The sequence below is a fragment of the Anaeromyxobacter sp. Red801 genome (assembly GCF_049201065.2).
In the GTDB taxonomy this organism is placed as follows: Bacteria; Myxococcota; Myxococcia; order Myxococcales; family Anaeromyxobacteraceae; genus Anaeromyxobacter.
Genome location: NZ_CM181236.1, coordinates 1,099,591 through 1,113,957, shown reverse-complemented (window position 1 = coordinate 1,113,957; position 14,367 = coordinate 1,099,591). Strand labels below are relative to the sequence as shown.

Annotated in this window: 10 protein-coding genes; 5 read left to right on the top strand and 5 right to left on the bottom strand. The window is 76.3% G+C overall.

Features of this window, described 5'->3' with window-relative positions; translation table 11 throughout:
* Nucleotides 1–6: 6 nt before the first annotated feature.
* Together ACOQFB_RS05090 and ACOQFB_RS05085 are read right to left on the bottom strand one after the other, a co-directional pair.
* Nucleotides 7–2,097: a tetratricopeptide repeat protein gene (locus tag ACOQFB_RS05090; protein WP_421608845.1), complete on the bottom strand. Its 2,091-nt coding sequence runs from the start codon at nt 2,095–2,097 to the stop codon at nt 7–9.
* Nucleotides 2,098–2,195: 98 nt separating this feature from the next.
* On the bottom strand, nt 2,196–6,188 hold the full coding sequence (locus tag ACOQFB_RS05085) for a CxxxxCH/CxxCH domain c-type cytochrome (RefSeq protein WP_421608844.1): 3,993 nt from the start codon (nt 6,186–6,188) through the stop codon (nt 2,196–2,198).
* Nucleotides 6,189–6,397: 209 nt separating this feature from the next.
* Here ACOQFB_RS05085 and ACOQFB_RS05080 point away from each other — a divergent pair, with 209 nt between their 5' ends.
* Both ACOQFB_RS05080 and ACOQFB_RS05075 read left to right on the top strand, forming a co-directional pair.
* Nucleotides 6,398–6,631, top strand: coding sequence for a hypothetical protein (locus ACOQFB_RS05080; protein WP_059436730.1), 234 nt, complete (start codon nt 6,398–6,400; stop codon nt 6,629–6,631).
* Nucleotides 6,632–6,791: 160 nt separating this feature from the next.
* A complete protein-coding gene (locus tag ACOQFB_RS05075; RefSeq protein ID WP_059436729.1) occupies nt 6,792–7,013 on the top strand; it encodes a hypothetical protein in 222 nt (73 codons plus the stop codon).
* A gap of 13 nt (nt 7,014–7,026) precedes the next feature.
* Here the strand turns inward: ACOQFB_RS05075 and pgi are convergent, their stop codons facing one another.
* Together pgi and ACOQFB_RS05065 are read right to left on the bottom strand one after the other, a co-directional pair.
* A complete protein-coding gene (gene pgi / locus ACOQFB_RS05070; RefSeq protein ID WP_421608843.1) occupies nt 7,027–8,667 on the bottom strand; it encodes a glucose-6-phosphate isomerase in 1,641 nt (546 codons plus the stop codon).
* Nucleotides 8,668–8,748: 81 nt separating this feature from the next.
* Nucleotides 8,749–9,162, bottom strand: coding sequence for a hypothetical protein (locus tag ACOQFB_RS05065; protein ID WP_421608842.1), 414 nt, complete (start codon nt 9,160–9,162; stop codon nt 8,749–8,751).
* A 98-nt stretch (nt 9,163–9,260) separates the two neighbouring features.
* Here ACOQFB_RS05065 and ACOQFB_RS05060 point away from each other — a divergent pair, with 98 nt between their 5' ends.
* The 3 genes from ACOQFB_RS05060 to ACOQFB_RS05050 all read left to right on the top strand — a co-directional run bounded on the left by ACOQFB_RS05060 (nt 9,261) and on the right by ACOQFB_RS05050 (nt 12,522).
* Entirely contained in the window at nt 9,261–10,895 is a 1,635-nt protein-coding gene (locus ACOQFB_RS05060) for a GMC oxidoreductase (RefSeq protein ID WP_059436726.1), read from the top strand.
* Between the two features lie 117 nt (nt 10,896–11,012).
* Complete coding sequence (locus tag ACOQFB_RS05055; protein ID WP_059436725.1) at nt 11,013–11,333, top strand: hypothetical protein; 321 nt, start codon at nt 11,013–11,015, stop codon at nt 11,331–11,333.
* 19 nt (nt 11,334–11,352) lie between these two features.
* Nucleotides 11,353–12,522: a pyridoxal phosphate-dependent aminotransferase gene (locus tag ACOQFB_RS05050; protein ID WP_421608841.1), complete on the top strand. Its 1,170-nt coding sequence runs from the start codon at nt 11,353–11,355 to the stop codon at nt 12,520–12,522.
* Between the two features lie 119 nt (nt 12,523–12,641).
* Here the strand turns inward: ACOQFB_RS05050 and ACOQFB_RS05045 are convergent, their stop codons facing one another.
* A complete protein-coding gene (locus ACOQFB_RS05045; RefSeq protein ID WP_421608840.1) occupies nt 12,642–14,270 on the bottom strand; it encodes a methyl-accepting chemotaxis protein in 1,629 nt (542 codons plus the stop codon).
* Nucleotides 14,271–14,367: the final 97 nt, after the last annotated feature.

The window sequence follows — 14,367 nt, the reverse complement described above, 5'->3', positions numbered from 1 at the left end:
CTCATCTCACGGGCCCGCGCCGGTTCTGAGCCTGAGCGCCGCCGCCCGGGCAGCGTCGGCCTGTTCACCGGCACCGAGCCTCGCGTACGCTGCGGCCAGCCGGTCGAAGGTCTCGGGGTCGCGCGAGCCCAGCCGGACCGCCAGGCTCAGCTGCTCCGCCGCGGGCGCCGCCTGGTCCATGGCGAGGTAGGCGCCCCCGAGCACCGCGCGCGCGCCGGCGTGCCGCGGGGCGGTCCGGAGGGCCGCCTCGGCGGCGGCCCGCGCGCCGGCGGCGTCGCCGAGCGAGAGCAGCGCGCGACCGAGGTTCACCGCGGGCTCCGGATCGCCGGGATCCAGCTCGGCCGCCCGCCGGAAGTGCTCGACGGCGAGGTCCAGGCGGCCCATCTGCGCGTACGCGACGGCCAGGTTGTTCAGGGCCAGCCGGTGGCGACCCGACCGGCCGAGGACCGCCCGATATGCCTCGACCGCGCCGGCGAGGTCCCCGGCCGCATGCAGCGCCCGGGCGAGGGCGAAGCGCGACGGCGCGTCGTCCGGCGCGAGCGCGACGGCGTATCGCAGGTGCTCGAGCGCCGGCGCGAGCTGGCCCTGCTGCAGCAGCAGGACGCCCTTGTTCGTGTGCGCCTGGTAGAAATCGGGCTTGAGGCGGAGCGCGGTGTCGATCTCGGCCATGCCCGACGCGACGTCGCCGCGCTGCGCGAGCGCATAGCCCAGGTTGCCGTGCGTCCTGGGGTTGGACGGGGCCTTGGCGGCGGCGTCCGCCCAGAGGCGCACGTCGTCCGACCACACCTCGTTCCGCGCGAACGTCGCCGCGGCGAGGCCGATCCCGAGCGCGAGCGCGCCGCCCGCCAGCCCTCGCCCCCAGCGCCGCGGCGCGACGCGCTCGGCCGCGAGCCCGGCGGCGGCCGCCACGGCGACGAACAGGCCGGCCGAAGGCAGGTACATGCGGTGCTCGACCATCAGGTCCTGCAGCGCCACCAGCGACTCGAGGGAGAGGCCGAGCAGGAACCAGACGATGCCGAACGCGACGAGCCGCGCCGCCGGATCCACGGCGCTCGGGCGCGCCGCCCGCCGCCGCGTGGCGGCCAGCAGCCAGGCGGTGAGCACGGCGAGCCCGCCCAGGATGGCGAGGCCGAGGAGCACCGCGGGATCCGCGAGGGGGTAGGTCTCGAAGCCGTGGTCGATGCTCTGGCCCACCGGCAGGATCACCATCCCGAGGTAGCGAGCGATGATCGCCGGCTGCGAGGTCACGTACTCCGCGTAGGGGCGGGCGCTCGTCGTGTTGGCCGCGGCGGCCGCGGCCGACGCGAGCCGTGTCGCGCCCGCCTCCGCCCCGCCGCCCTCCGCGATCCTGCCGCCGAGCTGGGTCATGGGGATGACGGTCAGCGTGGCCAGCACGGGCGCGAGGTAGAGGAGACGCCGGCGCGGCGTCGCGACCAGGAAGCAGAGCTCGTACGCGGCGATCGCGAGCGGCAGCGTGAGCGCGATCTCCTTCGATCGCATCGCGAGGAGCGCCGCCAGGATCACCGGCAGGTAGCCGAGCACCGCCCGCGAGCCGGCCACCGCACCGCCGTCGAGGCGCTCGCGCCAGCGCGCATACAGCACCACGGACGCGAGGTAGAGCAGCGTCGCGAGCGACGTGAGCCGCTGCACCACGTACGTCACGGCCTGCGTCTGGAGCGGGTGCGCCACGAACAGCGCCGCCGCGCAGAGCGCGACGGCGCGCGGGGATCGGGCCAGGACCGACCCGGCGAGCCGCGGCGTCCGGAGCGCCAGCAGGACGAGCGCGTAGACCAGTAGGGCGCCGGCCAGGTGGATCGCGACGTTGACCGCCTTGTAGCCGGCCGGGTCGAGCCCGCCGAGCCGGTGGTTCAGCGCAAGCGTGAAGTACGTGAACGCGCGGTTCGGTCCGGACGCGTAGCCCGGTCCGCCCGGCAGGTAGCGCGCCGGATGGGCGATGTCCGCGTTGTCGATGATCGACGAGTGGTCATCGAGGACGAACGGCCCCCCCAGCGCATTCGCATAGGCGGTCAGCCCCAGCGCGAGGATCGCGGCGATCGGCAGGGCCCTCGCGAGCTTTCGCGGCGCGGTCGCGTTCATGAGCAGTCCCGCGGTCCGGGACCGCGGGCGCGCGACGATAGCACGGCGGCCGGTCGCGGCGCGGCGGGCGGGCCGGCAAGCCGGCCCGCCGGCGCCGCTCACCAGTCGGTGTGGCAGTCGGTGCAGGCCAGCGCCTCGACCACCCCGTTCACGTGGCGGTCCTTGTTCACCGCCTCGTAGCCCGCCTGCGTCTGGTACCCGGCCCCGTGGCACTCGGCGCAGGCCTTGGCGCCGTGGTAGCGCCGGAACGTCGAGGTCCCGTGCGCCGGCCCCGTGGTCGGCGGCAGCCCGTGGCACGAGCCGCACTCGGCCTGGCCCGGACCGCCGGTCCACGACGGGATCACGCTGCCACCCACCCTGGCGCCGTGGCAGGCGACCGTGGCGCACCCGCTCCCGTCCCACACCGGCGCGAGCACGCCTCCGCCGGTCGCGAGCACTCCGAACGACACCTGCGCGGCGCCGTCGGTGTGCAGCATGTCGGTGGGCACCACGTGGCACTCCGTGCACGCGAAGCCGTTCGACCAGCGGCTGCCGGCGAGGTGGGCCTGGTGCGCGCCCACCGCGCGGGTGGACGGGTCGGTCTCGCCGCCGGTGCCGATCGGCGGGGCCGCCGCGTTGGTCGGGCGCGAAGCGTCGCCGTGGCAGGACGTGCAGGTGAGGCCGCCCACGTCCAGCCGCCCGTCCACGTGCGTCGCCACGTTCACGCTGGTGGAGGTGTAGCCGGTATGGCACGCCCCGCAGTCCGGGTTCGCGGGGTGCGGCGGGGGCGGAGGCGTCCCGTGGCAGGTTCCGCAGGCGGCCTGCGTCCCGTCCACCTGCGTCCAGGCCGGCTCGACGTTGGTCCCGCCGGCCCGCAGCGTCCCGCCATGACAGTACGTGGACGCGCAGGTGGCGCCGCTCCAGATCGGCGAGACGTTCCCGTTCGCGGACGCGAGCGTGCCCCACACGATGGCCGGATTCCCGTCGATGTGGCCCAGGCCCGTGGGCTTCAGGTGGCACTCGTCGCAGTCGAACGGCCGCGCGATGGCGCTGCCCTGCACGTGCGCCTGGTGCGCGCCCACCGCGCGATCGGTCGTGGCCGTCTCGCCGTGCGTGCCCGCGGGCGGTGCGGCGGCGCCGACGGGGCGCGAGGCGTCGCCGTGGCACAGCGCGCAGCCGGCCGCGGTCACGTCCACCTTGCCGTCCACGTGCACGTCGCGCGCGGGCGCGCCGTCGGCGGCGCCCGGGTGGCAGGTGCCGCAGTCGGTCCGCGCCGGGTGCGGATAGGGCGGGGGCGCGCCGTGGCAGGTGCCGCAAGCCGCCTGGCTGCCGTCCACCACGGTCCAGGCCGGCCGGACGTTGCTGCCGCCGCCGGCCAGCGTGGCGCCGTGGCAGTACGTCGAGGCGCAGGTGGCGCCGTCCCACTGCGGCGACCCGCCACCGCTGGCGAGCGCGCTCCACACCAGGGCCGGCGTGCCGTCGATGTGGTGGAGGTCGGAGGGGTTCAGGTGGCACTCGTCGCAGTCGAACGGCCGCGCGATGGCGCTGCCCTGCACGTGCGCCTGGTGCGCGCCGACGGCGCGGTCCGTGGTGGCGGTCTCGCCGCGGGTGCCCACGGGCGGCGCGGCCGCGCCGACCTCGCGCGAGGCGTCGCCGTGGCAGGAGGTGCACGCCATGGCGTTCACGTCGAGCTCGCCGTTCACGTGCGTTGCCACGTTCACCGAGGTGGCGGTGTAGCCGTCGTGGCAGCGGCCGCAGTCCGCGTTCGCGACGTGCGGCGGCGGGGGCGGCGCGCCGTGGCAGGCGCCGCAGGCGGCCTGCGTCCCGTCCACCACCGTCCAGGCAGGCGCGACGTTCGCGCCGCCGGCGCCGAGCGTGGCGCCGTGGCAGTAGGTCCCGGCGCAGGTGGCGCCGTTCCAGGCGGGCGCGGCGGAGTCGGTGCGCGCCAGTGTGCCCCAGGTGACGGCCGGCGCCCCGTCCACGTGCGACAGGTCCGTGGGCTCGACGTGGCACTCGGCGCAGCCCAGCGGCCGCGCCAGCGGGCCGCCGAGGACGTGGGCCTCGTGCGCGCCGACCGCGCGATCGGTGGTGAGCGCCTGCCCGCGCGTCCCGACCGGCGGCGCGGCGCGGTTCACGGAGCGAGACGGATCGCCGTGGCAGAACGTGCAGTTCGACTGCCAGCCCGTCCCGTGGCAGGCGCTGCACGACACGCCGCTCGTGCCGCCCTCGAGGTCGGCGCCGTGGCAGGTGCGGCAGGACGCGAGCCCGGCGTTCGCGGCGTAGCCGTGCTGCGCGGGATCATTCCAGCCCGCCGGGTGCGTCTCGGAGCGCTCCAGGTGGCCGTTCATGTGCTTGCCGCCGTCCAGCCTCAGGTTGCCCGCCGCGTCCACGGTCTCGGGGTGGCAGGCGCCGCAGTTGGAGAGCTGCGCATGCGGAGGAGGAGGCGGCAGGCCGTGGCACGTGCCGCACGCGGCCTGCGTGCCGTCCACGGTGGTCCAGCGCGGTGCGTGGTTCGTCCCTCCGGCCGCGAGCGTCGCCCCGTGGCAGTAGGTCGACGCGCATGCGCCGCCCTGGTACGCGGGGGTGGCGCCGTCCGTCACCGCGAGCGAGCCCCAGGCCAGCTCGACCGCGCCCGTCACGTGCGTGAGGTCCGTGGGCACCGTGTGGCACTCCGCGCACGGCAGCGGACCGCGCAGCGTCCCGGCCTGGACGTGCGCGAGGTGCGCCCCGACGGCGGGAGCGTCGGTGCCCAGCTCTCCCTGCGTGCCCACCGGCGGCGCCGGCTTGTTCACGGCCCGGTTCGCGTCGCCGTGGCAGAACGTGCAGTTCGACTGCCAGCCGGCGCCGTGGCAGCTGGCGCACGAGATCCCGGTGCCGCCGCCCGCCAGGTCCTCGCCGTGGCAGGTCCGGCAGCTCGCCAGGTCGCGGTTCGCCGCGTAGCCGTGGGCGGTCGGCTCCATCCAGTTCACCGGGTGGAACTGGTTCACCTGCACCGTGCCGTCCACGTGCATGCCGCCGGCCACGTTGACGGTTCCGTCGCCGTTCACCGTGCCCGGGTGGCAGATCGCGCAGCCGGTGCCGCGGGGATGCGGCGGCGGGGGCGGCGCGCCGTGACAGGTGCCGCACGCGGCCTGGCTCGCACCGCCGGTCCACACCGGCGTGGTCCGCTCACCGCCGCCGTTCCGCAGCGTCGCGCCGTGGCAATAGGTGGAGGCACAGGTGGCGCTGGCGCGATCCCAGGACGGCTGCGCGCCGCGCGCCGCGAGCGGTCCGAACGTGACGCGCGCGGTGCCGTCGAGGTGCTCGAGGCCGGTGGGGACGACGTGGCACTCGGTGCACGCGAACGGTCCGGCGAGCGGACCGGCCTCGAGGTGCGCCTGGTGCGCGCCGACCGCGACGGACGACGAGGCGGTCTCGCCGTGCGTCCCCCGGGGCGGCGCGGCCGGGTTGCGTGGCCGCGTGGGATCGCCGTGGCAGTCCGCGCAGCCGGTGGAGAAGTCCACGGTGCCGTTCAGGTGCCGGCCCCCGGCGACGTCGATGGTGCGGAGCGTGCCGGCGAGGATGGTCGCCGGGTGGCAGATCCCGCAGTCCGTGGACTGGGGGTGCGGCGCCGGCGGCGGATCGCCGTGACAGGCGCCGCAGGCGGCCTGCGTCCCGTCCACGCGCGTCCAGGTCGGCCGCGTCGCGGCGCCGCCGGCGAGCGAGACGCCGTGGCAGTACGCGAAGCAGGTCGCGTCGGCCGGGTTCCAGGAGGCCGCGGTGCCGTTGGCCTTCGCGGCCACCCCCAGGACGACGCGGGGCTTCCCGTCCACGTGGCCGAGCGGATTCGCGGGATCCGGGACGGCGTGGCAGGCCTCGCAGCCGAGCGGCGCGGCGACGCCGTGCGACCCGGACACGTGCGCCGTGTGCGCGCCGACCGAGATGCGCGTGGTGTCGCTCTCGCCGTGCGCGTCGAGCGGCGGCGCGCCGCTCGCGTTCTCCGCGCCGCCGTGACAGCGGGTGCACGCCGGACCCTCGGCTCGATCCTCCGTGGCTGCGTTGCGCGCGGAGTTGCAGCCCGCGAGCGCGAGCGCGAGGACGACGGCCGGCAGACCGGCGGTGCGTCGGGACATGGGTGAAGCCTCCCCCGTCTGTGAGATCCGGGGCATCCGGTATCAGCCCGCGGCCCCTGGCTTCCTTGCCGCGCGTCAACTCCGTGACCCGTCCGTGTTGACGCGCTGGACGCAGCGGCGCCGGCGACACCTCTCGGGGGAGCGGCGCATCGCGGCCGACGGATCGAGCTTGGTCGATTGCCGTGCCGGCTTCGCGCACGGGGGTGACCATGACCGGCCTCGCGCTCCCGCTCACGATCCTTGCCCTGATGGTGGTCTCGCTGGCCGCCGTGCTCGTCGCCGGGCGCCGCCGCCGGGCGCGCTCGGCGGTCGCTCCGCTCCCGGCGGGCATCCGGGCGCTCGCTTCCAACGTCCGCACCATCAGCGGGCTCGGCGCGAACCTCGCGCTGCCTCCGGCACGGGGATCCCTCCGCCCGACGGTCACGCTGACCGCGCTGCGATAGCGCCGTCCCGTTCCTCCGCGCCTGGCGTCCCGCGCGTTCGCGACACGCCGGGGAGCACTGCGGCTGCAGCGCGCAGCCGCGCCCGTGCTCGCCCTTTGTGGTGTTCCAACGGAAGCGCGCCCCGTGGCTTGCTGCAACTTCCTGCTCGGGGGGAGCAGCCATGCTCGACGATCTCGTCCTCATCCTGACGCTGGTCGGGACCGCCTACGGTGTCGCGCTGCTGGTGCAGCGGCGGGTGCACCGGCTGCGGAGCGCGCCGGCGCGGGTCGCGGTGGGCCACCGACTCTACGCATCGCCGCTGGTCTCGAGCCCGGACACGCTGGTGCTCCCGCGCACCCGCGTGCGCGGGCTGCGCGGAGCGATCGGCCGGCTGCTCGGCTGACGCGATCCGACGCCTACCCGCCCCGCCTCGCCCGGTAGCGCCGGATGAGCGCGTTCGTCGAGCCGTCGTGCGCCAGCGGCGGCTCGCCGGGCGACTCGAGCTCCTTCACGATCCGGTTCGCGAGCACCTTCCCCAGCTCGACGCCCCACTGGTCGAACGAGTCCACGTCCCAGATCACGCCCTGGGTGAACACGGCGTGCTCGTAGAGCGCGACGAGCGCCCCGAGCGTCCGCGGGGCGAGGCGGTCGGCGAGGATCGTGCTGGAGGGCCGGTTGCCGGGGAAGGTGCGGTGCGGCACGAGCGCCTCCGGCGTGCCCTCCGCGCGCGCCTCCTCGGCGGTCTTGCCGAACGCGAGCGCCTCGCCCTGCGCGAACAGGTTCGCCATGAGCAGGTCGTGGTGGCGGCCGAGCGGGTTGAGCGTCCGGCAGAAGCCGATGAAGTCGCAGGCGACGAGGTGCGTGCCCTGGTGGAGCAGCTGGTAGAAGGAGTGCTGCCCGTTCGTGCCCGGCTCACCCCAGTAGATCGCGCCGGTGCCGTGGCCCTCCACCGGCGCGCCCGTGGTCGTCACGCGCTTCCCGTTCGACTCCATGGTGAGCTGCTGCAGGTACGCGGGGAAGCGGTCGAGGTACTGGTCGTAGGGGAGCACCGCGACGGTGTCCGCGCCGAGCAGGTTCGCGTTCCACACGCCGATGAGGCCGACCAGCGCGGGCAGGTTGCGCGCCAGCGGCGCGTCGCGGAAGTGCTCGTCCATGGCCCGGAACCCAGCGAGCAGCTCGCGGAAGCCGTCGGGGCCGACGGCGATCATGGTGGAGAGCCCGATGGCGGAGTCCATCGAGTAGCGCCCGCCCACCCAGTCCCAGAAGCCGAACATGTTCGCCGGATCGATGCCGAACCGGCGCACCTCGGCCTCGTTGGTCGAAATGGCCACGAAGTGGCGCGCCACCGCGCGCTCGTCGCCGAGCGCCGCGAGCAGCCAGGCCCGCGCCGAGGCGGCGTTCGACATGGTCTCGAGCGTGGTGAACGTCTTCGAGGCCACCAGGAACAGCGTCGTGGCGGGATCGAGGTCGCGGACCGCCTCGGCCAGGTCGGTCCCGTCCACGTTGGAGACGAAGCGGAACGCGAGCTCGCGGGTCGCGTACGCCCGCAGCGCGCGGTACGCCATGGCCGGCCCCAGGTCCGAGCCGCCGATGCCGACGTTCACCACCGTGCGGATGCGCCGTCCGGTGAAGCCCGTCCAGACGCCGCTCCGCACCTGCTCCGCGAACGCCGCCATGCGGTCGAGCACCGCGTGGACCTCGGGCACCACGTCCTTCCCGTCCACCTCGATCCGCTCGCCGCGCGGGGCGCGCAGCGCGACGTGCAGCGCCGCCCTGCCCTCGGTGGCGTTGACCTTCTCGCCGCGGAACATGGCCGCGCGCCGCCCGGGCAGGCCGCGCGCCTCGGCCAGCCCGACCAGCAGCCGGACGGTCTCCTCGGTCACGCGCTGCTTCGAGTAGTCGAGGTACAGCCCGGCGCCCTCCGCCGCGAGCCGCTCGCCGCGGCCCGGATCGCGCGCGAACAGCTCGCGCAGGTGCAGGGGACGGAGCTCGGCGAGGTGGGTCTCGAGCGCCCTCCAGGCGGGCGTTCGGAGGAGGGCATCGTTCCGGTCGGCCATGCGCACGCTCTTACCGCACCGTGCGGCGCGTGGCACGCGCGGCGGAGGGTCGGCTCCGGGCGGGCGCACCGCCCCCGCCCTTCACGGTTCGTGACGGCCGCCCGGGCCCCCCAACCGCTCCGCCGCCTCCCGCAGCCCCTCGCGCGCGCACGCCTCGGCCACGCGCCGGGGGAGCCCCTCGTCGCTGGCCCCGAGCTGCACCGCCTGCGCGACCACGTGCTCGGCCTCGGCGACGCTCCCGGACATGCAGTGCAGCAGCGCCAGCCGGATGGCCTCGCGCTCGGTGAACGGCTCGGCCAGGCCCGCCTCGGCGAGCGCGCTCACCTCGTCCCAGGCGCGACGCCGGGCCGCCTCGAAGGCGCCCCACCAGCGCACCTCGCGCAGCAGCCCCTCGGGCGCGCCGGGGGCCTCCGCGAGCCGCAGCCAGGGCGCCGCCTCCTCGGCGGTGGGGCGCCAGGCCGGGTCGCGCGACAGGAGCTCGAGGGTGGGTTCCACGGGGGAGAACCTACCGCGCCAACCCGGCAGGGCGCGAGCGCGGGGCCGCGCGCCGCTCGACCGCCCGCCGCCGCGGCGGTTACGATGGGCGCCCGACCATGCCCGGCCCCACCGAGCCCGACGCCCGCTTCGACTACGACTACCTGGTGATCGGCTCCGGCTTCGGCGGCTCGGTCTCCGCGCTGCGCCTCGCCGAGAAGGGCTGGCGCGTCGGCGTGCTCGAGATGGGCAAGCGCTGGCGCCCGGAGGACTTCCCGCGCACGAACTGGAACCTGCGCAAGTTCCTGTGGATGCCGAGGCTGCGGCTGTTCGGGATCCAGCAGATCACGCTGCTGCGCGACGTGCTGGTGCTGCACGGCGCGGGCGTGGGCGGCGGCAGCCTGGTCTACGCGAACACGCTGCTGGTCCCGCCGGATCGCGCGTTCGAGGACGCGCGCTGGCCGGGGGGCGGCTGGAGGGCGCGCCTCGCGCCGCACTACGCGATGGCGAAGTTCATGCTGGGCGCGGTGGAGGCGCCGGAGGTCTTCCCCGGCGACGAGGCGCTGCGCCAGGCCGTGGACGAGGAGACCGGGCGCGGCCACACCTTCTCGCGCCACACGGTGGCGGTGCACTTCGGCGACGCGAAGCGCACCGCGCCGGACCCGTACTTCGGCGGCGAGGGGCCGGAGCGGATCGGCTGCTCGCTCTGCGGCGAGTGCATGACCGGCTGCCGCCACGGCGCGAAGAACACGCTCGACCGGAACTACCTCTACCTGGCCGAGCGGCGCGGCGCGGAGATCCTGCCGGAGACGCTGGTCACCGACCTCCGCCCGCTGGCGGGCGGCGGCTGGGAGGTCCACACGCGATCGTCCACGCACGTGGTCCGGCGCAACCGGCGCGTGCTCCGCGCGCGCGGCGTGGTGCTGGCCGCGGGCGCGATCGGCACGGTGCGCCTGCTGCTCCGCTGCAAGGCCGGCGGGAGCCTGCCGGCGCTCTCCGGCCAGCTCGGCAACCACGTGCGCACCAACAGCGAGGCGCTGCTGGCGGTGACGGCCCGCCGCGACGACGTGGACTACAGCCACGGCCTCGCCATCACCTCGGGCCTGCAGGCGGACGACGACACGCACATGGAGGTGGTCCGCTACGGCGCGGGCCACGACTTCATGTCGCTCCTCGCCACGCACCTCACCGGCGGCGGCCCGCCCTGGCCGCGCCCGCTGCGCTGGCTCGGGAACCTGTTCCGGCACCCGGTGGACTTCTTCCGCGCGCACTGGCCGTTCGGCTGGGCGCGCCGCACCGCGGTGCTGCTCGTGATGCAGCCGCTCGCGAGCCACCTGCGGCTGCGCCTGGCGCGCCGGCCGTGGGGGCGGTCGCTCACCAGCGCGCTCGACGGCCCCCGGCCGCCGAGCTACATGCCGCTCGCGAACGCCGTGGCGCGGAGGATGGCGGTGAAGATGGACGGCGTGGCGCAGAGCGGGCTCCACGAGGTCTTCCTGGGCGCCTCGAGCACCGCGCACATCCTGGGCGGCGCGACCATGGGCGCCTCGCCGGCCGAGGGCGTGTGCGACGCGCAGGGGCGCGTGTTCGGCTACCAGGACCTGTTCGTCGCCGACGGCAGCCTGGTGCCGGCGAACCTGGGCGTGAACCCGTCGCTCACCATCACCGCGCTCGCCGAGCACGTCATGAGCCGCATCCCGGCCAACCCGGCCGGCGAGCAGCGGCCGGCCCCGCGGCCGCCGGGTGGCGGCGCGTGACCGGGCGCCGCGCGCCCTCCCGTCTGGGCCCGAATTGGGGCTTGAGTCCGCGGGGCGCGGGCGCGCACGCTTCCAGAGGGTTCACGCCACGCCGCAGCTCACTTCCGAGGAGGGTCGATGGCCACGAAGGCTGAGCGGTTCCGTTACGAGACCGAGCGTTCCGGCCCGAAGAAGGCGAAGCAGCCCCGGCCGCCCCGGCGCGACACGCCGGTGGACACCTCGCAGCCGGGCGTCAGCGCCACCCACCGCAAGAGCGCGCGCCACGAGTCGGTCCGCGCCGGGAAGAAGGCGCAGTACGCGCTGGAGGACTCCGCGGGCAAGCCGTCGCGCAAGTCCACCCGCAAGGCGTCCAACCGCCAGAAGACCGACAGCCAGATGCGCGTGAAGCGCCGCACCGGCGAGATGCGCCCCGAGTCGCGCGCGACGCGCGGCCGCTGACGCCCTGGCCGGCGTTCTCATGGCCCGCCACCCCTCCCCCTCGCCCACCACCGCCACCCTCTCCGACCGCGTCTACAGCCCGACCGGCGGCCCGGTGCACCTGCCGCAGGGCCCGGTGTACGCGCTCAACGTGGGCGACACCTGGCGCGAGCCGCCCGCCTGCGCCCGGGCCGAGGCGCAGCGCGTGGCCGATCACCCGGGGCTGCACGGGTACGCGCCGGTGCAGGGCGAGCCGGCGCTCCTCGAGGCCGTCCAGGAGCGGCTCCGGGCGCGCGGCGGCGCGCCGGTCGCGCGCGAGGGGCTCCAGGTCATGGTGGGCGCCACCGCGGGGCTGGGGGTGGTGGTGGACGCGCTGCTCGACCCGGGCGACGAGGTGATCGTGCTCGCGCCCTACTGGCCGCTCATCCGCGGCATCGTGGCGGCGCGCGGCGCGGTGCCGGTGGAGGTCCCGTTCTTCGACCGGCTGGACACCCCGGGGTTCGACCCCGAGGCGGCGCTCGCCGCCGCGGTGACGCCGCGCACCGCCGCCGTCTACGTGAACTCGCCCAACAACCCCACCGGCCGCTCGCTCCCGGACGAGCTGGTGACCGCGCTGGCCCGCCTGGCGCGGCGCCACGCGCTCTGGGTGATCGCGGACGAGGTCTACGAGGACCTCCAGTACGGCACGCCGCGCCCGCCGCTGTGGGCGCGGCCGGAGCTGCGCGAGCGCACCATCGCCACGCACTCGTTCTCGAAGGCGTACGCGCTCGCCGGGGCGCGGGTGGGCTACACGCACGGGCCCGAGGAGATCATGCGGGCGGTGCGGGCGGTGCAGACGTTCAAGACGTACTGCGCGCCGCGCCCGTTCCAGATCGCCGCCGCCCGGGCGCTCCGCGAGGCCGACGCGTGGCTGGCGGAGACGCGCGCGCTCTACGCCGAGGCGGGCCGCACCGCCGCCGCGGCGCTCGGGGTGCCCGCCCCCGAGGCCGGGACCTTCCTGTTCCTGGACGTGGCCCCGCACCTCCGCCCGGGCGAGGCGCTCGACGGCCTCCTCGCGCGCTGCCTCGAGGCCGGCGTGCTGCTCACGCCGGGGCCGGCGACGGGCGCGGCGTACCGGACGCACGTGCGGCTCTGCTTCACCGCGGTGGCGCCCGACGCGCTCGGCGCGGCGCTGGCGCGGCTGGGGCCGCTGCTGGGGCGGGCGGGCTGAGCGGCGCCCCCGCTCGCCCTTCGACGAGCTCAGGGCGAGCGCATCACGCCCTTCGGCGTCCGCTCATGGTGAGCCCGTCGAACCATGAGCGGCGTCCATCGCGCGAGCGCAGGCGGCGCTCACCGCCCCGACGCGAGCCGGAGCGGCGGGGCGGGCGGCGCGGAGGCCGGCGCCGCGTGCGGCCCGGTCGCGACGCCGCGGAAGAAGCCGATCGCGTCGCGCAGCGCCTCGGCCTGCGCGGCCAGCTCCTCGGCGGTGGACGACAGCTCCTCCGCCGCGGCGGCGTTCCGGCCGCCGATCTCCTCCAGGCTGCGGAGCGCCTCGCTCACCCGGGCGGCGCTCGTCCCCTGCGCGGCGCTGCCGGAGGAGATCTGCTGCACCAGCGCGGCGGTCCGCTCCACCTCGGGCACCACCGTGTCGAGCGCCGTCCCGGCCTGCGCGGCGAGGTCCACGCTCGCGGCGGTGAGCCGGCCGATCTCCTCGGCCGCCGCCCGGCTCCGCTCGGCCAGCCGGCGCACCTCGGTCGCGACCACGGCGAAGCCGCGCCCGTGCTCGCCGGCGCGCGCGGCCTCGATGGCCGCGTTCAGCGCGAGCAGGTTGGTCTGGTAGGCGATCTCCTCCACGATCGAGATCTTCTCGCCCACCTCGCGCATGGCCGCCGCGGTCCGGGCCGCCGCGTCGCCGCCGGCCCGCGCGCCCCGCGCCGCGCCCGCCGCGGCCTCGCCGGTCCGCACCGCCGCCGCCGCGTTCTCCTGCGCGTGCCGCGCGATCTCCTGCATGGCCGCCGAGGCCTGCTCGGTCTCGGAGGCCTGCTCGCTGGACGCCTGCGAGAGCGCCGCGGCGCCGCCGGCGAGCTGGCCGCTCCCGGCGGCGAGCGCGTCCGCCGCCCCGCGGATGCTGCCGGCCGCGCCGGAGAGCGCGGCCACCATCCCGCGGAGCGCCTCCACCACGCGGCCGATCTCGTCCGCCCCGCCGTCCTCCTCCAGCTCGACGTCGAGCCGCCCCCGCGCCACCAGGTGGAGCGCCGCGCCCACGCGCTGCAGCCGCGCCAGCAGCGGGCCGAGCAGCAGCGCCGAGGCGAGCAGGCCCAGCGCGAGCACCGCGGCCCCGGTGGCGAGCGCGCGCCACAGCGCCGCCCGGATCGCGCCCTCCAGCGTGGCGGTGTGGACGTCCACGCCGAGGAAGAACTCCTTGCCGCTGCGGGAGCGGAGCGGCACGTAGACCGAGCGCAGCGAGTCGGTGGGATCGACGTACGTGTCGAAGTGGATCCGGTGGTCCGCGAGCGCCGCCACCAGCCCCGGGCTCGGGTGCGTGGTGACCTGGAAGAAGCGCGGGCCGGTGCCCGAGGCGAGCTCCTCGCGCGTGGCGCTGGACGAGGTGAACACGCTCCCGGAGCCGTGCGCGACGACCGTGTACAGGTACGCGAGGTCGGTCTCCTCCGCGAGCGCGGAGAGGCGCCGCTGCACCTCGAGGTGCTCCTCCGGCGCGATCGAGCCGGGCCCGTCCACCCGGTCGTGGAACGGCACCAGGAAGAGCGCCGCCGCGCGGGCGGCGGTGAGGAGCTTGTCGTCCACCGCCGCGCGGATCTCGCGGGCCTGCACGCGGTACGAGATCGTCACGAACGCGGCCGCCGACGCCGCGTTCACGACCGCGAGCAGGACGAGCAGCTTCGTGCGGAGCTTCAGGTCGCGCAGGCGCGCGAGGCCGCTGCGGGCGGTCCGCGCGGAGGGAGGGCGTGCGTGGGCCATGGACCCCAGTCCTAACCCGGCGCGCGCTCCCGTCGCAGGGGACGCCGGGGCGTCGATGTGGGCGCAGGGAGCAGATCCGGCGCGGCCGCGCGGCCGC